This window comes from Lentibacillus amyloliquefaciens, assembly GCF_001307805.1.
GTDB lineage: Bacteria > Bacillota > Bacilli > Bacillales > Amphibacillaceae > Lentibacillus > Lentibacillus amyloliquefaciens.
The window spans coordinates 244,567-261,878 of record NZ_CP013862.1; the positions used below are offsets into that span (position 1 = coordinate 244,567).

The following is a 17,312-nucleotide window of genomic DNA, read 5'->3' on the forward strand; positions in this document are numbered from 1 at the left end:
CTTACCTATAGTATAATACGGTTTGAACAAATTTGAAATAAAAACACTGCAATTATTTTAAAAAGAGTTGTTTTTAAGTGTTCAAAGTTTTGTTTATCGCTGGTTTCTACGGGTATTTTTTGTGGTCTTAATAAAAATTATGCAGGAACCTATGAATATAGATTCCTGCCGTTTAAGAAGAGCTTATATATTTTCAGTCAATCGACCTGGCGTTGTCAGGGATGGCAAATGCGTTTGCTTTATTAATATGATCATAGAACATAACGCCGTCCAAGTGATCAATTTCATGCTGGACCACTATGGCCGCATAGTCACGCAACCGCAGCTTTATTTCTTCGCCGTCGATGCCGATTGCCTTAACTGTGATGCGGGCCTGACGCGGCACATACCCTTCGACGTCACGATCCACTGAAAGACAGCCCTCGCCTGCTGAAAGGTATGCCTGTTCAACTGAATGGCTGATAATTTTAGGATTGATCAAACCATAACTATAGCGTTTTCCTTTTAAGTCTTCAAAGTGAACAGCGCACATTCGTTTATTGACACCCAGCTGTGGTGCAGCCAAACCGACACCCGGCCTTAGGTTATACTCCTGTGCAATTTCTTCATCCTGGCTGTTTTTGACAAAGTCCAGCATGTCATTTAATAATTTTATATCTTCCTCAGAAGGGGGCACTGGCACTTCTTTTGTTTTTTCACGTAAAGAAGGATGTCCCTCACGTACAATATCATCCATTGTTATCATTCTTTGACACTCCCTAGCTTATTCCTGAAGGTTTTCAACAAGTGCAGTATCGACTCGTTTTCTTACAGTTGGTATGAAGGCACTTTTCCATTCTGCCTTGTTTAAACAACTCTGATAATGGTATTTTAACATAATATGTTTCACAGCATCATAAATTTGCTGAAGGACGAGAAAAATTTTTAAGTGAAAAACCGATTTCCATCTGTATATGTTATACTGAATTGTAAATTCTGTAACTCGTTTGAGGGGAGACATGTTAAGTGGTATGGAAAAAGTCATCATTGATAGGTTTTATAAGTCTCATTGTAATTCTCTCTGCCTGCAGCGGAACATCGACTTCCGAAAAAGTTTATAATCATCTCGAAGAAGCTGTGAAACTTGAACAGACTTTTGGAACTCAGCAGAAACAGATTGTTGAACTTGAGCAGGAAGAGCAGGATATATATAGTCAAATTATTGATTTGAGCATGGAAGAGTTCGATCAAATAAAAGAGTTATCTAATCAGGCACTTGAAAACATTGAAACAAGAAAAGATAAAATAACGAAAGAAAAAGAAAGTATCGATGCTTCCAGAGAAGAGTTTTCAAAAATTGAGAATATGATTAGTGATTTGGAAGAGGAGGCTGCAAAGGAAAAAGCAAATCAGCTGTACAGTACGATGACGGATCGCTATAATGCCTATGATGAGCTTCATGAAGCGTATTCTGATTCATTATCGCTTGAAGAGGAATTATATACGATGCTTCAGGAAGAAGATCTTGAACAGGAAACGCTCACAGATCATATCGAAAAATTGAATGAAAGCTATCAAAAGGTCATGGATGCCAACCAGACATTCAATGATTTGACCACTGAATATAATTCGGTAAAAGAAGAATTTTATAATGCTGCGGGAATTGAAGTTGAATATGAAGAAAATCCTGCATCAGGAGAAAATGAAAATAATAACAATGAAGAAACAAGTGAATCAGAAGAGACGGAATCAGATGAATAGATCATCTGGTTCTTTTTTTAACGTCAGAAAAAAACATGTGTCTAAAACTCCGGTGTATTCTCAGCAAGCGCAGTTACATACCGCCTGAGGCAATTTACTTAAATTTTGTCGCTTTAAGACGACAGTTAGAAATGCATCACAAACTAAGGAAGCCTTATAAAATCAATGTTTCATTATCTTCTTCTTTTTATTAATACAGTTTTTTTATTAAAATATAACAGTTCATGCCGTGAAAGGACCGCAATTACTGTAAACGCTGTCATCCCTATTTAAAAATGAAAAAATCTTAAACAAAACAATTGACCAAATAATATATGTGGGCTACACTTTAAAAAGAATAAAGGATTGTACCAGTAAATTTTGCTTATTGAATGTAACAGTTTTAGAGTTTGTATGGTATATGATTATTGTTGATAAAAAAAGGGAAGATGTTTTAGAGCAAAAGGGTACAGTTTATTCATATTTTGGGAAGGCTAGAAAAAGAATATAAACAGTCATACAGAAAGGAAGAGGTGACCATTTTGAAAGACGTACTTGAAAGTATCGAGAATCAGTTCGAGATGTTCCAGGTTCTTAATGAAAAGGGTGAGGTAGTTAATGAAGACTGGATGCCTGATCTTTCAGATGATGATCTGAAAGAACTGATGCGCCGAATGGTTTATACAAGAGTGCTCGATCAACGCTCAATCGCATTGAACCGTCAAGGCCGATTAGGGTTTTATGCTCCTACAGCAGGCCAAGAGGCATCTCAGCTAGCAAGTCACTTTGCGCTTGAGGAGGAGGACTATATTCTTCCTGCATATCGTGATGTGCCACAGCTGATATGGCATGGCCTTCCACTGTATCAGGCTTTCCTTTTCTCCAGGGGACACTTTCATGGCAACCAGTTCCCTGAAGGTGTTAATGGCCTGAGCCCGCAAATAATTATCGGGGCACAGATTACGCAAGCGGCCGGTGTGGCATTAGGTCTTAAAAAACGCGGTAAAAAAGCTGTTGCTGTTACATACACCGGTGACGGCGGGACGTCCCAAGGCGATTTTTATGAAGGCATCAACTTTGCAGGTGCTTATGGTGCGCCGGCGATTTTCTTTGTGCAAAATAACCAGTTTGCTATTTCAGTTCCGGTTGAAGAGCAGACAAATGCAAAAACGCTTGCCCAAAAAGGGGTTGCTGCAGGTGTCGAAAGCTATCTCGTTGACGGCATGGATGTTTTCGCAGTTTATGCTGCGACAAAGAGGTCCCGCGAACGTGCTATTAACGGCGAGGGGCCGACATTGATTGAAACGATGACTTACCGTTATGGTCCGCATACCATGGCTGGTGATGACCCAACACGCTACCGGACTGAAGATATGACCAATGAATGGGAGAAAAAGGACCCGCTCGTTCGTCTCCGCAAATATCTTGAAGATAAAGACTTGTGGTCAGAGGATGAAGAAAATAAAACAATTGAAAACGCCAAAGATGATATTAAAAAAGCTATTAAAGAAGCAGATAATTATCCGAAACAAAAAGTGACCGACTTAATTGATATCATGCATGACGAACTTCCACACAACCTGCAGGAGCAAATGGAAGAATACAAAGAAAAGGAGTCGAAGTAAATCATGGCAGAAAAAACAATGATTCAGGCAATCACTGATGCAATGCACCATGAACTGAAAAATGATGAAAATGTGCTTGTATTCGGTGAAGATGTTGGACAAAATGGCGGCGTATTTCGTGCTACAGAAGGTTTGCAGGATGAATTTGGGGAAGACCGTGTATTTGATACGCCTCTTGCCGAATCAGGAATCGGCGGCCTTTCACTTGGCCTTGCACTGCAGGGATTCCGACCGGTACCCGAGATTCAGTTTATCGGCTTCACTTATGAAGCAATGGATGCGATTAACGGCCAGATAGCACGCATACGTTATCGTTCAGGCGGGACGAAGCCTGCACCTATTACGATTCGTACACCTTTTGGCGGTGGTGTTCATACGCCGGAGTTGCATGCAGACTCTCTGGAAGGACTCATCGCACAGCAACCGGGCATTCGAGTCGTTGTTCCATCAACACCATACGATGCCAAAGGACTTCTGATTTCCTCAATCCGCAATAATGATCCGGTCTTTTTCATGGAACATATGAAATTGTACCGTTCATTCCGTGCTGAAGTACCGGATGAAGCCTACACTGTCGATCTGGACAAGGCCGATATTAAACGTGAAGGCAAGGATGTCACACTTATTGCATATGGTGCCATGGTTCACACGGCACTAAAAGCAGCTGAAGAACTGGAAAAAGATAATATTGAAACGGAAGTGATTGACTTACGCACGATCTCTCCGGTGGATATTGATACAATTGTTGAGTCAGTGAAGAAAACAAACCGTGTTGTTATGCTGCAGGAAGCACAACGTCAGGCAGGCGTGGGTGCACATGTCATTTCTGAAATCCAGGAACGTGCAATCCTTCATTTGGAAGCGCCGGTGTTGCGTGTAACAGCGCCCGATACCGTTTATCCATTTTCACAGGCAGAGGAAGTGTGGCTGCCAACGCATAAAGATGTAATCGAAAAAGTGAATGAAGTCATTAACTTTTAATCAATGATTGGAGGTCGTCATTATGGCGTTTAACTTTAAACTGCCTGATATCGGTGAAGGTATACATGAAGGCGAAATCGCCAAATGGTTCGTTAAAGAAGGCGATGAAATTCAGGAGGATGACGTGCTTTGTGAGGTTCAGAATGACAAAGCCGTTGTCGAAATCCCTTCACCGGTTGACGGAACCGTAACGAAAGTGCACGTTGGCGAGGGTGAAGTGGCTGTTGTAGGCAATACACTCATCTCGTTTGATGCAGAAGGCTATGAATCTGATGACGAGGAAGAAGAGCAAGAGGAAGGAACTCAGGAATCCTCAGAAGCTGATCAATCAGAGGAAAAAACTGAGAGTTCTGCTGATGAAGGTGAAAAAACTGAGATGTCTGAATCAGACGACAAGAAGGAAGAATCTACATCAGATAAACGTGTGATTGCAATGCCACGGGTTCGAAAATATGCACGTGATAATGATGTGAATATCCAGGATGTGCAGGGTTCAGGCAAAAATGGCCGTATTTTAAAAGAAGATGTGGACAATTACGTAAGCGGTGATCAGCAAGCAGAACAGCCTGCTGAAGCAGAGAAAAGTGAACAGAAGCCTGCAGCTGCGCAAGCACCACAAGGCGAATATCCTGAAACCCGCGAGAAAATGAGCGGTATCAGGAAATCAATTGCAAATGCTATGGTTAATTCCAAAACGAAAGCACCACATGTCACCTTGATGGATGATGTGGATGTTACCGAGCTTGTGGCACACCGCAAGCGATTTAAAGAAGTTGCTGCAGAACAAGAGGTTAAATTGACCTATTTACCATATGTAGCTAAAGCATTAATTTCAGCATCGAAAAAATATCCTATATTAAATGCCGCTGTTGATGATGAAACAAACGAAATCGTCTATAAGCAGTATTACAACATTGGTATTGCTGCAGACACAGACAGAGGCCTAATGGTACCGGTTGTCAAAGATGCAGACCGTAAATCAATATTTTCGATATCTCAGGAAGTCAATGAATTGGCAGAAAAAGCCCGAAGTGGTAAACTATCACCTGAGGAAATGAAAGGTGCATCCAACACGATTACAAATATCGGTTCTGCCGGCGGTCAGTGGTTTACACCTGTCCTTAACTATCCGGAGGCTATTATTCTGGGAATCGGGCGTATCCAGGAAAAACCGATTGTCCGCGATGGCGAAATTGTTATAGCGCCTGTATTGGCAGTGTCTCTAAGCTTTGATCATCGTATTGTTGATGGGGCAACGGGGCAGTTGGCACTCAATCAGATCAAGCGCTTGCTGAACGATCCACAATTAATTATGATGGAGGCGTAGATAATGGTAGTAGGAGATTTTCCAATTGAAACAGATACACTTGTAGTTGGAGCAGGTCCCGGCGGCTATGTAGCTGCCATTCGGGCTGCTCAAAAAGGCCAAAAGGTAACCATTGTAGAAAAAGGTGATTTAGGCGGTGTGTGCCTGAACGTCGGCTGTATCCCTTCAAAAGCCCTGATTGAAGCCGGTCATAAGACAGAGCACGCACACGGCAATGAAGAATTGGGAATTACCACTGAAAATGTTTCAGTGGATTTCTCCAAAGTGCAGGAATGGAAAGGCAAAGTCGTCAATAAATTGACTTCAGGTGTTGAAAGTCTGCTTAAAGGTAATAAAGTGGATATTGTAAAAGGTGAAGTTTACTTTGTTGATAAAAACACTGTTAAAGTAATGGATGAGAAAAATTCACAAACTTATACTTTTAATAACAGCATTATTGCAACTGGTTCTACACCTATTGAGATTCCAAACTTCAAATTCTCAGATCGTGTGCTGGATTCCACCGGTGCATTAAATCTTCAGGAGATTCCTGAGAAAATGGTCGTTGTCGGCGGCGGCTATATCGGTATTGAGCTCGGCACCGCCTATGCAAACTTCGGCACTGAAGTTACGATTCTTGAAGGAATGGACGAGATTCTTGGCACATTTGAAAAGCAACTTAAACAGCCAATTAAAAAAGGCCTTAAAAATAAAAATGTTAAAGTTGTTACGAGTGCGATGGCAAAAGGTGTTGAAGAATCTGAAGACGGTGTAAAAGTAACATATGAAGCCAAGGATAAAGAAGAAACAATTGAAGCTGATTATGTGCTCGTTACAGTCGGCCGGCATCCAAATACTGAAGAAATCGGTCTTGAGCAAGTGGGTATCGAAGTTGACGATAAAGGACTTATTAAAACTGATAAGCAATCCCGAACAAACATTGATAACATTTATGCGATTGGTGATATTGTAGAAGGTCTGCCTTTGGCACATAAAGCATCTTATGAAGGCAAAATTGCGGCAGAAGCCATCAGCGGTGAAAAATCCGAGATTGATTATCTGGCTATACCATCTGTTGTATTCTCAGATCCTGAGCTTGCCGTTGTCGGCTATACAGAACAGGATGCAAAAGATGCCGGATACGATGTTAAAGCATCTAAATTCCCATTTGGTGCAAATGGCCGCGCATTGTCGCTTAACAGCACAGACGGGTTTATGAAGCTTATTACCAGAAAAGAAGACGGACTTGTAATCGGTGCACAAGTTGTCGGTCCGAATTCCAGTGATGTCATTGCTGAAATCGGGTTGGCAATTGAAGCAGGTATGACAGCTGAAGATATTGCGCTAACCATCCATGCACATCCAACACTTGGAGAAGTGACAATGGAAGCAGCTGATGTTGCATTGGGCACACCAATTCATACAATGTAATAATTTTTTTGAAACTCCCCAGAGGTCGCCCCTGGGGAGTTTCTTTCGTCTGCAAATAGAAAAAAATACTTTCTTAGCAATAACCTTTTTGAATAACCTCTTTTAAAAAACAGCCTTATCGTTAAAAAGACTGTCCGGGATTAGAGTTGGAGACTCCATTCCCGGACAGCTTTGTGTTTTATGACTTATTTCATTTTATCCCGCATGTAACTGGGAGTAAGGACCCCCACCTCAAATGTTCGCGTATACGATGAAGATTAGGTGGGGGGGATGGCTGCCAGTAAATGTCCGATTCGTTTATCTAACAATCAGTGGGGGAAGAAAGAAAAGCCCCACTGATTGAAGATTCATTTTATCTTACTTCAGTGTCAGTATTCTTCATTGTCGGTATCAGGAAGTGTTTTTTTAAATCCTTCGCGACGTCTTCTGAGTTCTTTACGCAGATTTTCCCGGTACTCCGGATCATGTTCGCGTTGTTTGTTTTCAATTTGCAAAATGTCATGTTCGCTTTTCAGTGCTTTGATAAGCGAAATACACATAAAGATCATTAAAATCGCAAACGGGAATGCTGCAATCAGCATGGCCATTTGAAGTGCGGACAGCCCGCCGGACCATAATAGAACCGCAGCAGTTGCGGCAAGGACAATACCCCAAATAGCTTTAATACCTGTGTTTGGATTTAACTTGCCTCCTGTTGTCAGCATGCCAAGCACAAATGTACCGGAATCGGCAGAGGTGACGAAGAAGGAAGTAATCAACAGGACTGTGATACCGATAACGACAGCTGCTGCAGGCGTTGATTCAAGAAATGCGAATAAAGCTACTTCATTTCCCATTTCGTTCATTAACTGATGGATAATGCCGCCTTCAGCCGAATCCATATTCAAACCGGAAACACCAAAAACAGAGAACCAGAATGCGCTGAATATTACCGGCACAGCAGTTACCCCAATGACAAATTCGCGAATGGTCCTTCCTCTTGAAACACGGGCAATAAAGGTTCCGACAAATGGCGACCAGCCGATCCACCAAGCCCAGTAAAAGAGTGTCCATGAATTAAGAAACTCTCTGTCACCTCCAAAAGCATTCATGCCAAGTGTCATGCTTGGAAGGTTTTGTAAATAATTACCCAAGGTTGTTGAAAAAGACTCGACCATCTGAACTGAAGAACCAAGAACGAACACAAAGGCCATCAGTGCAATGGCAAGAATAATATTTGCCCAGCTCAGGTAACGGATACCTCGGTTAATGCCTGTTGTAGCAGAAAGCATAAATAATACTGTGATAACTGCAATGACAATCAGATTTGTTGTCAGTGTATTTGGAATTCCATCAAAGGTGTAGCTTAAACCGGCTGTAATTTGTGTTGCACCAAGCCCAAGAGATGTTGCAATACCAAATACGGTAGCAAATACTGCCAGTGTATCAATGGCAGTTCCCAACCCACCTTTAGACCGATCACCGATCAGTGGTGAAAATGCGGAACTAATCAAAGCGGGGGCTCGGTGGCGGAATTTAAAATAAGCCAGGGTCAATGCAAGCACGGCGTATGTAGCCCATGGATGGAATCCCCAATGGAATAAAGTGTATTGCATCGACTCTTTAGCTGCAGCTGTCGTTTCCGGGTCAGCAGAAGGCGGTGAATAAAAATGTGTTACAGGTTCCGTCACGCCGTAGAATACGAGACCAACTCCCATACCGGCAGTGAACAGAAATGCAAACCAGGTAAAGTAACTATACTCCGGCTCATCATCAGGCCTTCCAAGCTTGATTTTTCCATAAGGCCCAAAGATTAAAAACGCTGCAAATAAAACAAATCCAGTAGTAGACCACAAATAAAACCAGCCAAACGTGTCTGAAATAAAACCATCAATCAAGCCTAATACATACTGTACATTTTCAGGGAAAAAAGCTCCCCAAATGATAAATATGGATACCAGTATTAAAGAGGCCCAAAAAACAGATGTAATTTTTGTGGATTTAATAGTAAAACCTCCTCATATTTTTGTGCCAAACTCTTGTAGTGTAACATAATACGACAACATGTCAATTTTCTCGACATAGTCATAGTAGCATTTTTATCCTCCCCTCAAATGTTTAAGTAATACTGTTTACTGATACCCAAATAATAAGTAAATAAACAAATAAAGTATAGTCAAACTGACAGCTCTTACTTATAATGAAGGTAATTACATAATATAGGGGGAAGACAACATTGAAAAATATTATATGGTTCATCGTGTTTATGGCAGTATTTTTACCAGCTTGTGAAAATGATACCACAAATGCTGAAAAGGAATCGGAAAAGGATATGGCGCAAGAACAAACAGAAAATGACAAAGGCGAACAAGAAGAAACAGAGGACCAGACGGGGACGGGTGAAAAAGAGTCAGCTGATGAGGAAAAACAGCAGGAGCAAAACCAGTCTGAAGAAGAACCTGTTGAGACGCTCTATCAGATTGACAGTGAGACGTCTTCAGTTGTGCCTGTGAATGAAGATGCCCCTGAGAAAGCTGTACTCTTGACAATTGATGACGCTCCCGATAAACACGCGCTTGAAATGGCCGGAACATTAAAGGAACTTGACGCAAATGCAATTTTTTTCGTAAATGGTCACTTTTTGGAGACACAAGAAGATAAAGAGGCACTGAAGCAACTGCATGAGATGGGTTTTGAAATCGGCAATCATACGAATAACCATCCACTGTTACCTGATTTGCCCACTGAAGAACAGGAAAAAGAAATTGTTAACTTAAATGATAAGGTTGAAGACATTATTGGCGAACGCCCGAAATTTTTCAGAGCTCCTAATGGTGCCAATACGGACTTTACGAAAAACCTCGTTAAAGATGAAGGTATGGTGTTGATGAATTGGACGTATGGATATGATTATTTTGAACCGTATATGGACGCTGACAAATTGGCTGAAGCAATGGTTTCCGGCAAAGGCCCCGAAGTGGATGTCGATTATAGTTTGCTGAAGCCTGGTGCGAATCTTCTAATGCATGACCGTGAATGGACAATGAAAGCCCTGGAGGATATCGTGACCGGTCTAAGGATAAAGGGTATAAAATTGTCGATCCCAAAACAATTAAGACAATTGACGAGACAAACGAATAGGAAGTTAATTTAAAGACACATCCGAAAAAGCCAGCCAGCTATACATTAGCACGCTGGCTTCGCTTTTTATAAGATAAGGATCATATCATCGTTCAAAAAAACATGAAAACTTAATATGTTATACTAATTTGGGGTTGATTTTTGTAATGTGACACATTATAATATAATTATATTATTCTAATTCAAGGTAAAGGAGCGGGTATAAATGGGTACAATCGTATGTCAAGATTGCCAAAAGGTGATTGAACACTTCAATGATGTTAAAGTGACCACATACTATGGTGCTTGCCCGACTTGCGCTAAATAGTACAAAAAAATAACAACGCTTTCATTCCATCAACTGCATCGCTTATGTGCAGTTGTTTTTATTTTCTGGAATATAGCAATATCGGGTCATTTAATGGTAAGATAGAAAGAAAAAGGGGAGAATGTTCGTGAAATGGGAGACTGAACTGACAGAGCTATTACATATTGATTATCCGATTGTTCAGGGGGTCTTGCCTATCTGGCGTATGCTGATTTGGCTGCTGCAGTTTCCAATGTCGGCGGGCTGGGACAAATAACTGCAATGAGTCTTTCGGATCCGGAGTCACTGCGTGAGGAAATTCAAAAAGTAAAAACAATGACTGATAAGCCATTTGGTGTCAATTTTGCCATCGGGCAGCACGGCAGATCTTACGAGCATATGGTGCAAGTTGCCATTGATGAAGAAGTGCCGGTCATTTCCGTGACAGGGGGCAACCCTAAAGGAGTGCTTGACATGGTAAAGGACCATCCAATTAAGAAGCTTGTTTTGACTGCGGCACGGAGGCAAGCGGAGAAAGCTGAGGAACTTGGAGCTGATGCTGTCATGGTCGTCGGACAAGAAGGGGGCGGCCATCTTGGTCGTGGAGATATTGGCACCTCTGTCCTTACACCACAGGTGGTTGACTCGGTTTCCATTCCGGTAATCGCCTCGGGAGGTATAGTGGATGGCCGTGGCATGATGGCAGCACTGGCACTCGGCGCTGAAGGCATTGAAATGGGCACACGTTTCATTGCAACCAAGGAATGTGTGGATGCCCACCCTATGTATAAACAGGCGTTGCTTGATGCCGATGAAAACGCCACTGTGGTTATCAAACGCTCGCTGGGCACCCCGGCAAGAGCGCTGAAAAACACTTGGACAGATGAAATATTGGAGATTGAAAAAGAAAACGGTGGTTATGAATCATTGAAGTCTTATATAAGCGGTGAAGCGAACAAAAATTACATTTATGAAGGCAGTGACACAAGAGGGTTTGGCTGGGCAGGCCAGGGCACTGGAAGAATCAACGATATCCCGACTGTTAAAGAATTGATTGATTCCATGGTCGTTGAAGCAGAGCAAGTCAGAAGAAAATGGTCTTAAATGAGGTGAAAAAACAGCAATGAATTATCATTACCCAATGGATGAGTCATGGTCTAAGCAGGAAGTGATTGATGTCGTTAATTTTTTTGCATTGATTGAACAGGCATATGAAAAACAAGTGAACAGAAGAGAGCTGCTTGCAGCTTACCGAAAGTTTAAACAGGTTGTGCCGGCAAAAAGTGAGGAAAAAACGTATTTCCGTGAGTTTAAACAGGCTTCCGGCTATGCCGGCTATCCAGTGGTAAAGAAAGCGAGAGAAAGTGAACAGCAAACAATTAATATGTAAAAAAAGGACCTTTCGAAACGAAAGGTCCTTTTTGTTACCCCATTGAGATCTTATAAAGAGGAGTGAGCTTTTCAAAAGTCGTTTTTGCTTCTTCTATAAACTCTTGACCATCCTGCAGAATTGAATCATTCGGGTGAAAATGCCTTCCGATTAGAAATTCAGCTTTTTTAACATCTTTAAAACGTGTCAATGCTTTTTCCAGACCGATTTCAGAAAGTGAGGTTGCATCTTTTTTAGTATGGTCAAGTGAAATGACATAATGTGCAGGAATCGATTCCTGGATATCATCCATATGATTTAGAAATGAGTCGGCGATTGCAGATTTGTCCGGCAGTTCATAAATAAACGCTAGCCACATGAATAAGTGGTCGTCGAACAAGCCAATTTGAAAATGCGGGTGTTTCTTGTAACCGCGTTTATTATGACAGAAAGCCATCCATGTGTCATTTGGCGGATTTTTCGTCCGTCTGGCATGCTGTGCAATATGTACGTGCATATCGTTTCCAGTTAGATCTGAGAGGCTCTCTGAAAGTTCATCACCGATTGCTTTAAACTTTGGCTGGATATTCCTCCTGATAGCCTCCATACGCGCCTCAAGCCCATCAATGGTTAATGTATTGAAGTCCTTTTCAGTAAATCCATTAAAACTCATATAGCTCATCCTTTCAGCTTTTCCATCGCGTTAGATTATAATTATTATTATTAAGTAAATAAACTGTCCAGTCAAGTTATATCTATTAAGATTTACTCCCAGAAAGGAATTTTGATTTTGCAAACTGTTAAACGATTTGGTTTGAGGACTATTTCTGCAACTAAAATGTTTAAAAATTAAAAATAAAGGGTATCAGTTAACTAATGATTCAATAAGTTATTTTCAAAAAATAAATTGGTTATTCTCAGGTTGTTGAACAATTATCATTGGCGAAGCATACAAATAATATAAGATATATGAAAGGTTGTGGGTGAGATGAAATATGTCATAGAAGATTTGCGTAAAAAACAAAAACAAGAACGTTTGCCTGTGATCCGTATTGAAATCGATTATGAATTAATGACATTATATGATGCTATACAAGCAAATGATAAAGTTGAAATAATTAAGTCGAAAGAACGGCTGAAGCTACTGCGCGCACGTCTTTTGGAATTGGAGCATGAGCATGGTGCCGAAACAGGCTAATCCGAATTCGGGCCATGCTTTCTTTATCATGGTGGTGTGTGCTGTATAGTTACATACATTCACCTCGTTCATCTCGTAGGCTGGTTTAAACTGACCTGCCTGCTGTGTTTCCAGGAGGGAGAAATGCGCAAATATGAAAGTTGCCGTCCAATTTGATATGATAGTGTTAAATGAAATATTGGAGGCTTTCCGATGAATCAGGAACAACGACAGGCAATTTACCAGCAAGCCAAAGACTGGGTTCTTGAGGCAGGTAAAACAATCAGATTTAAAATAAACGATCCATTGACAATCAGTACAAAATCCAACCCGAATGACCTTGTCACAACGATGGATCGTGATACGGAGTATTTTTTTACATCGAACATAAAACAAACATATCCTGATCACGCTATTGTTAGTGAAGAGGGCTATGGAGATGAACTGGAATCTCTTGATGGCACTGTATGGATAATTGACCCGATTGACGGGACGATGAATTTTGTTCATCAGAAAAGAAATTTTGCGATATCCGTTGGTGTTTACCAGGACGGAATTGGTGAAATAGGATTGATTTATGATGTTATGGCTGATGTGTTATTCAGCGCCAAGCGGGGAGAAGGGGCTTTTAAAAATGAATCGCCACTGCCTCAGCTGTCTGAGAACAAAAGTTTTTACGAATCGATTTTGGGACTGAACCATTTTTGGCTTTGTGATAATCGTCTTGTTGATGAAAAGGTGATGCAAAGCTTGGTCAAGACAGTCAGAGGGACAAGAACCTATGGATCTGCAGCCCTGGAATTTGCGGGTGTTGCAGAAGGGATTATTGATGGTTATATGACAATGGATTTGGCGCCATGGGATATTGCAGCAGGAATTGTGATTGTGAATGAAACCGGAGGAAAAACGACAAACGCGTTTGGTGAACCGATTAATATGTTGCAACAAAATTCTGTCATGACTTGTAATCCTGTTATTTATGAACAATTAATAGAGGAATATACAAAAAAAGGAAGAAAGTGACAACCGAAATAGTGTCACTTTCTTTTGCGTTTCAAGTAAATTCCAAGTCCCATAAAAGCAAAACCGAGTATGATAAACAATAGAACCAGCCATATGTTTCGGAATGCAATGGCGATGCCTGTAAAAACAAACATAAAAATAACCAGGGACGCTAATAGAAGCATAGGTATATCAAGTTTTTTCATATAAATGCACCTCGATTTCCATGAACTAGTATATACTAAATAAAATGATTGTTCAAAAGTTTCCCGAGTTTTTAATGGCGTGCTTGAATAAGATTTAGTATGATGGGTGAAGGAATGAATTTCGAACTGGTGAATTTTTATGTAAAGGGATAATGGAGGATATTGATGGAAACAAGTTTCAGTTTTGTTTATGAACTGGTTATAAATTACCGGGACAGTATAAATGTTTTCTGGACATTTTATGTTGTCAATCTGGTTCTGGCAACCATTGCTTATAAACTTGGATTTGCCAAGGAACTGCCTGTTTTAAAATCAGTCATTGTTTATATCATGCTTGCCGTTGGGATGCTGATATTGAATCTTTTCAGTATCGTAGGCTATCCAATCACCGACAGTTTAATTGTGATTTGTCTTGTTTTGGGCATATACCGCCTCAGGCTTCACCGACAGCGCAAGTCACAACATGCATAAAAAACTCCCGGGCAGGGAGTTTTTTTAAGAGGTTGTTTAAATTAAATCGCGTTTCTTTTTTTTCGTATCATACAACTGGAAACTGCCTGTGGCATGCCTTTTTCTTGTATTACTATCAATGCGTTCATAGCATTCCCGGCATAAATACATGCGAATTCTGCGATTCCTGAGCCGCTTAGCATGCAATGAATCATCTTCTAGCTCGTCTACCTCGTCACATAGTGCACATTGTACTTTCATTATTTTCACCTCAAAATATAGGCTTACTTAATTACTATAACATGCGAGAAATTTGTTTGAAAGTATGTGTTTAGTTGAAACATAACAGGGAAAAGGTTAATACAATTATCATTAGTCGGAAAGGACGATTCGATGAAAAAACGTTATATGGCTTCAGCAGCCGGAGCAGTAGGTGCAGGTATTGCAGGCTATTTTCTGAGAAACGGACAGAGTCGGGAAAAAGTTAAAGTACAACTAAAAACTGCTGCAGACAAAATAAAGAATGGAAAAAATGAAAAAGACGCTGAGTCGACATTGGAAGATGCAGGTGCGCCGGATCAGACGAGAAGCAAAGATGCGGCGCAAATGGAAAATTCCAAAATGGTGTCAGAAGGATCTCAGTTTGGCGTCAACTATTATAACGAAGTGAAAGAAGAGAAAAACGAAAAAATGAATAACTAAACGCAAATATAAAAGGTGCTCTCCTAACAATACGGGAGAGCACCCTCAGTTTGAACCTTTAATTATTCTTGATTATGCTCATTGGACTGTTCTTCTTCGATATCATCCAATTCCTGTTCTTCATCTTGTGGGATAGATTCTTTGTTTTGATCGCCTTCTTTTGGCCGGTCTTCATTAATTGGGAAGTCAGGCATATATCTGCCAACGATTGCTGAGAGCTCATCGACTACCCCCTGCACAGGATATCCTTGAGCCATTTTATTACCCATTGACCGTATTCTTTCCACAACATCGCCGTCAGCTACAACAACGGCTGTTTTACCATAAGGGTCTTTTTGTAATGCTTCAAGCACTGTATATTTGATGGTACCAACCCGTGACCGGTCCAGGTTCTGATCGACATCGATCCCGACAACTGCATAAGGTCCCGCAACAGCTGATGTTGCATTCTCCACATTAGGGACATCGTTTGCAACATTGGATAAGTGTGCCGCAATCTCAGTATTGGTTAAACGTTGTTGTTCAACAGGATCGGAATCTTTAACCTGAACAAAACGGCCGTTATCTTCTGTTTCTTCCGGAAGTGATTGTTCATTATCATTTTGCTGGCAGCCAATTAAGAGTGTAATACTTAAGACAGACAGTATTCCTAAGCGTAACAGCATGTCTATTCCTCCTTGTTTTGAACGTGAAAGGGACTGTCTGATTAGTTTGCTTTAACACGGGCAAATTATACAAAAAAGGCCGGCTCCAAAAGTCACTCAAAAGTGAGCTTTTGGATCGGTCCATTGGTTTTATGCTGTTATCTATGTTTTTGAACTAAAAAATGTTGCGTATTAAAGAAACGACTTTTAAAAACTTTCTCCACTAATCGATAATAATTTTTTTGATGCTTTTTATAGGGTTGTCCCGGTTGGAGCCATCATTGTAAAATAAATGAACGGGACCATCTTCTTTCAATGGCTTGCCATCCAGAGCAAACAGCAAGAGGCTGTTTTCAAGTGTTTTTAGCGGGATGGTCTCTTCGCCATTTGCTGTTTCCAGGATGGCGTTTTGGGCATCTTCTTTAACGCTCGTATTGGTTAAAAATTCTTTTATCGGCATAACATATGAGTTTTCGAGGAACTTTTTTCCTTCTGCCTTGGTGATATTTTTGTTCACAGACTGCTTTTGTTTCTCGGTATTCACTGCCCTGTCCCACCGTTCGGAAGCTTTTTTGACTTCATCTTCTTCGTCCACTTTTTGGCTTTTGGCGTTAAAAGCCTCTTCAAGCAAGATTTTTCGCTTATCAAAGATCCACACAGTAGGGTCTAAGGTTATGGCATATGCAACTTTGCCGGTAATTGGTAAAATCAAGCGTTATCACCTCAAAAAATATGTATTCCAAGTAATGATAGCAGATAGAGGATTTTTTTTCATTTAATAGTGCCGATGTGCTGAATTTCATTTGCAATTTTATCGTACAAACGATAAGATAAAATACAAGGAAGTGTTTTAATGGAGGGATAATTTTGATTTCAGAGGTGACTGAAACCCATCGCGAAAAGGCTTATGCCCTTCTAAAGGCTGATGCTGCCAGAATACGCAAACTTATAGAAGTGCAGATAGATAATTTGACAATGCCGCAATGCCCTCTATATGAGGAAGTTCTCGATACACAAATGTTTGGTCTCTCAAGAGAGATTGATTTTGCTGTACGTTTAAATTTGATTGATGAGGATGAAGGTAAAGCGCTTCTCGAAAATTTAGAAAGGCAGCTCTCTAAATTGCATGAGGCATCACAGAATTCTGTGTAAAAATTTGTTTGATGCAATAAAAACTTTGCCTGATTGGACAGCGGCAAGGTTTTTTTATTTAATCGCTGCACTATTTGATGTGGCAGATGATTGAGTTAATGTGATATACTATTTAAAATATATGTTATCCTCAATGCAAATC

General features: G+C 40.6%; 20 protein-coding genes and 1 pseudogene. 14 read left to right on the forward strand and 7 right to left on the reverse strand.

Annotated features, from left to right (window positions below; translation table 11 throughout):
• Positions 1 to 193: 193 nt before the first annotated feature.
• Entirely contained in the window at positions 194 to 745 is a 552-nt protein-coding gene (gene def / locus AOX59_RS01205; RefSeq protein ID WP_068440679.1) for a peptide deformylase, read from the reverse strand.
• Positions 746 to 1,005: 260 nt separating this feature from the next.
• Between def and AOX59_RS01210 the strand changes: the two genes are divergently transcribed.
• The 5 genes from AOX59_RS01210 (at position 1,006) to lpdA (ending at position 7,062) form a co-directional block, all read left to right on the forward strand.
• Positions 1,006 to 1,740: a YkyA family protein gene (locus AOX59_RS01210; RefSeq protein ID WP_068440682.1), complete on the forward strand. Its 735-nt coding sequence runs from the start codon at positions 1,006 to 1,008 to the stop codon at positions 1,738 to 1,740.
• 521 nt (positions 1,741 to 2,261) lie between these two features.
• Positions 2,262 to 3,344 carry a pyruvate dehydrogenase (acetyl-transferring) E1 component subunit alpha gene (gene pdhA, locus AOX59_RS01215; RefSeq protein WP_068440685.1) on the forward strand — a complete coding sequence of 361 codons (1,083 nt, stop codon included), beginning with the start codon at positions 2,262 to 2,264 and terminating at the stop codon, positions 3,342 to 3,344.
• Positions 3,345 to 3,347: 3 nt separating this feature from the next.
• Entirely contained in the window at positions 3,348 to 4,325 is a 978-nt protein-coding gene (locus AOX59_RS01220) for an alpha-ketoacid dehydrogenase subunit beta (protein ID WP_068440690.1), read from the forward strand.
• Positions 4,326 to 4,347: 22 nt separating this feature from the next.
• On the forward strand, positions 4,348 to 5,652 hold the full coding sequence (locus AOX59_RS01225) for a dihydrolipoamide acetyltransferase family protein (RefSeq protein ID WP_068440692.1): 1,305 nt from the start codon (positions 4,348 to 4,350) through the stop codon (positions 5,650 to 5,652).
• A 3-nt stretch (positions 5,653 to 5,655) separates the two neighbouring features.
• Positions 5,656 to 7,062 carry a dihydrolipoyl dehydrogenase gene (gene lpdA, locus AOX59_RS01230; RefSeq protein ID WP_068440695.1) on the forward strand — a complete coding sequence of 469 codons (1,407 nt, stop codon included), beginning with the start codon at positions 5,656 to 5,658 and terminating at the stop codon, positions 7,060 to 7,062.
• A 368-nt stretch (positions 7,063 to 7,430) separates the two neighbouring features.
• Here lpdA and AOX59_RS01235 read toward each other — a convergent pair whose 3' ends face one another.
• On the reverse strand, positions 7,431 to 9,047 hold the full coding sequence (locus AOX59_RS01235; RefSeq protein WP_169792894.1) for a BCCT family transporter: 1,617 nt from the start codon (positions 9,045 to 9,047) through the stop codon (positions 7,431 to 7,433).
• Positions 9,048 to 9,277: 230 nt separating this feature from the next.
• Here AOX59_RS01235 and AOX59_RS01240 point away from each other — a divergent pair, with 230 nt between their 5' ends.
• The 4 genes and pseudogenes from AOX59_RS01240 (at position 9,278) to AOX59_RS01250 (ending at position 11,858) form a co-directional block, all read left to right on the forward strand.
• The gene (locus AOX59_RS01240; RefSeq protein ID WP_237049345.1) at positions 9,278 to 10,195 is read left to right on the forward strand and encodes a polysaccharide deacetylase family protein; all 918 of its coding nucleotides are present in this window, start codon (positions 9,278 to 9,280) and stop codon (positions 10,193 to 10,195) included.
• Positions 10,196 to 10,387: 192 nt separating this feature from the next.
• Positions 10,388 to 10,489: a GapA-binding peptide SR1P gene (locus AOX59_RS19050; RefSeq protein WP_082684081.1), complete on the forward strand. Its 102-nt coding sequence runs from the start codon at positions 10,388 to 10,390 to the stop codon at positions 10,487 to 10,489.
• A gap of 127 nt (positions 10,490 to 10,616) precedes the next feature.
• A pseudogene (locus AOX59_RS01245) lies at positions 10,617 to 11,572 on the forward strand (NAD(P)H-dependent flavin oxidoreductase).
• A 19-nt stretch (positions 11,573 to 11,591) separates the two neighbouring features.
• Positions 11,592 to 11,858, forward strand: coding sequence for a UPF0223 family protein (locus AOX59_RS01250; protein WP_068440700.1), 267 nt, complete (start codon positions 11,592 to 11,594; stop codon positions 11,856 to 11,858).
• Positions 11,859 to 11,892: 34 nt separating this feature from the next.
• Here the strand turns inward: AOX59_RS01250 and AOX59_RS01255 are convergent, their stop codons facing one another.
• Positions 11,893 to 12,510, reverse strand: coding sequence for a YktB family protein (locus AOX59_RS01255; protein ID WP_068440705.1), 618 nt, complete (start codon positions 12,508 to 12,510; stop codon positions 11,893 to 11,895).
• A gap of 315 nt (positions 12,511 to 12,825) precedes the next feature.
• Here AOX59_RS01255 and AOX59_RS01260 point away from each other — a divergent pair, with 315 nt between their 5' ends.
• Together AOX59_RS01260 and AOX59_RS01265 are read left to right on the forward strand one after the other, a co-directional pair.
• Positions 12,826 to 13,035 carry a hypothetical protein gene (locus tag AOX59_RS01260; RefSeq protein WP_068440708.1) on the forward strand — a complete coding sequence of 70 codons (210 nt, stop codon included), beginning with the start codon at positions 12,826 to 12,828 and terminating at the stop codon, positions 13,033 to 13,035.
• Positions 13,036 to 13,227: 192 nt separating this feature from the next.
• Positions 13,228 to 14,037 carry an inositol monophosphatase family protein gene (locus tag AOX59_RS01265; protein WP_068440711.1) on the forward strand — a complete coding sequence of 270 codons (810 nt, stop codon included), beginning with the start codon at positions 13,228 to 13,230 and terminating at the stop codon, positions 14,035 to 14,037.
• 14 nt (positions 14,038 to 14,051) lie between these two features.
• On the opposite strand, the gene AOX59_RS19955 is transcribed toward AOX59_RS01265, so the two are convergent.
• A complete protein-coding gene (locus AOX59_RS19955) occupies positions 14,052 to 14,222 on the reverse strand; it encodes a DUF5325 family protein (protein WP_169792844.1) in 171 nt (56 codons plus the stop codon).
• Positions 14,223 to 14,387: 165 nt separating this feature from the next.
• Here AOX59_RS19955 and AOX59_RS01270 point away from each other — a divergent pair, with 165 nt between their 5' ends.
• Positions 14,388 to 14,693 (forward strand): YlaH-like family protein, encoded by a 306-nt coding sequence (locus AOX59_RS01270; RefSeq protein ID WP_068440713.1) that lies wholly within the window; start codon positions 14,388 to 14,390, stop codon positions 14,691 to 14,693.
• 36 nt (positions 14,694 to 14,729) lie between these two features.
• On the opposite strand, the gene AOX59_RS19055 is transcribed toward AOX59_RS01270, so the two are convergent.
• The gene (locus AOX59_RS19055; protein WP_082684082.1) at positions 14,730 to 14,933 is read right to left on the reverse strand and encodes a YlaI family protein; all 204 of its coding nucleotides are present in this window, start codon (positions 14,931 to 14,933) and stop codon (positions 14,730 to 14,732) included.
• Positions 14,934 to 15,065: 132 nt separating this feature from the next.
• Here AOX59_RS19055 and AOX59_RS01275 point away from each other — a divergent pair, with 132 nt between their 5' ends.
• Entirely contained in the window at positions 15,066 to 15,374 is a 309-nt protein-coding gene (locus tag AOX59_RS01275) for a hypothetical protein (RefSeq protein ID WP_068440716.1), read from the forward strand.
• A 62-nt stretch (positions 15,375 to 15,436) separates the two neighbouring features.
• Here AOX59_RS01275 and AOX59_RS01280 read toward each other — a convergent pair whose 3' ends face one another.
• Both AOX59_RS01280 and AOX59_RS01285 read right to left on the reverse strand, forming a co-directional pair.
• Positions 15,437 to 16,039: a YhcN/YlaJ family sporulation lipoprotein gene (locus AOX59_RS01280; RefSeq protein ID WP_068440717.1), complete on the reverse strand. Its 603-nt coding sequence runs from the start codon at positions 16,037 to 16,039 to the stop codon at positions 15,437 to 15,439.
• Between the two features lie 202 nt (positions 16,040 to 16,241).
• Positions 16,242 to 16,730, reverse strand: a complete 489-nt coding sequence (locus tag AOX59_RS01285; RefSeq protein ID WP_068440720.1) for a hypothetical protein — start codon at positions 16,728 to 16,730, stop codon at positions 16,242 to 16,244.
• A 158-nt stretch (positions 16,731 to 16,888) separates the two neighbouring features.
• Between AOX59_RS01285 and AOX59_RS01290 the strand changes: the two genes are divergently transcribed.
• Positions 16,889 to 17,170 carry an Fpa/YlaN family protein gene (locus AOX59_RS01290; RefSeq protein ID WP_418000778.1) on the forward strand — a complete coding sequence of 94 codons (282 nt, stop codon included), beginning with the start codon at positions 16,889 to 16,891 and terminating at the stop codon, positions 17,168 to 17,170.
• Positions 17,171 to 17,312 lie beyond the last annotated feature (142 nt).

What these genes read in the sequence shown, in the direction of transcription:
- def (WP_068440679.1), bottom strand. Translation starts at nt 745, where the DNA reads ATGATAACAATGGATGATATTGTACGTGAGGGACATCCTTCTTTACGT.
- AOX59_RS01260 (WP_068440708.1), top strand. Translation starts at nt 12,826, where the DNA reads ATGAAATATGTCATAGAAGATTTGCGTAAAAAACAAAAACAAGAACGT.
- AOX59_RS01255 (WP_068440705.1), bottom strand. Translation starts at nt 12,510, where the DNA reads ATGAGTTTTAATGGATTTACTGAAAAGGACTTCAATACATTAACCATT.
- AOX59_RS19050 (WP_082684081.1), top strand. Translation starts at nt 10,388, where the DNA reads ATGGGTACAATCGTATGTCAAGATTGCCAAAAGGTGATTGAACACTTC.
- AOX59_RS19955 (WP_169792844.1), bottom strand. Translation starts at nt 14,222, where the DNA reads ATGAAAAAACTTGATATACCTATGCTTCTATTAGCGTCCCTGGTTATT.
- AOX59_RS01265 (WP_068440711.1), top strand. Translation starts at nt 13,228, where the DNA reads ATGAATCAGGAACAACGACAGGCAATTTACCAGCAAGCCAAAGACTGG.
- AOX59_RS01250 (WP_068440700.1), top strand. Translation starts at nt 11,592, where the DNA reads ATGAATTATCATTACCCAATGGATGAGTCATGGTCTAAGCAGGAAGTG.
- AOX59_RS01220 (WP_068440690.1), top strand. Translation starts at nt 3,348, where the DNA reads ATGGCAGAAAAAACAATGATTCAGGCAATCACTGATGCAATGCACCAT.
- AOX59_RS01225 (WP_068440692.1), top strand. Translation starts at nt 4,348, where the DNA reads ATGGCGTTTAACTTTAAACTGCCTGATATCGGTGAAGGTATACATGAA.
- AOX59_RS01280 (WP_068440717.1), bottom strand. Translation starts at nt 16,039, where the DNA reads ATGCTGTTACGCTTAGGAATACTGTCTGTCTTAAGTATTACACTCTTA.
- AOX59_RS01275 (WP_068440716.1), top strand. Translation starts at nt 15,066, where the DNA reads ATGAAAAAACGTTATATGGCTTCAGCAGCCGGAGCAGTAGGTGCAGGT.
- AOX59_RS01270 (WP_068440713.1), top strand. Translation starts at nt 14,388, where the DNA reads ATGGAAACAAGTTTCAGTTTTGTTTATGAACTGGTTATAAATTACCGG.
- lpdA (WP_068440695.1), top strand. Translation starts at nt 5,656, where the DNA reads ATGGTAGTAGGAGATTTTCCAATTGAAACAGATACACTTGTAGTTGGA.
- AOX59_RS19055 (WP_082684082.1), bottom strand. Translation starts at nt 14,933, where the DNA reads ATGAAAGTACAATGTGCACTATGTGACGAGGTAGACGAGCTAGAAGAT.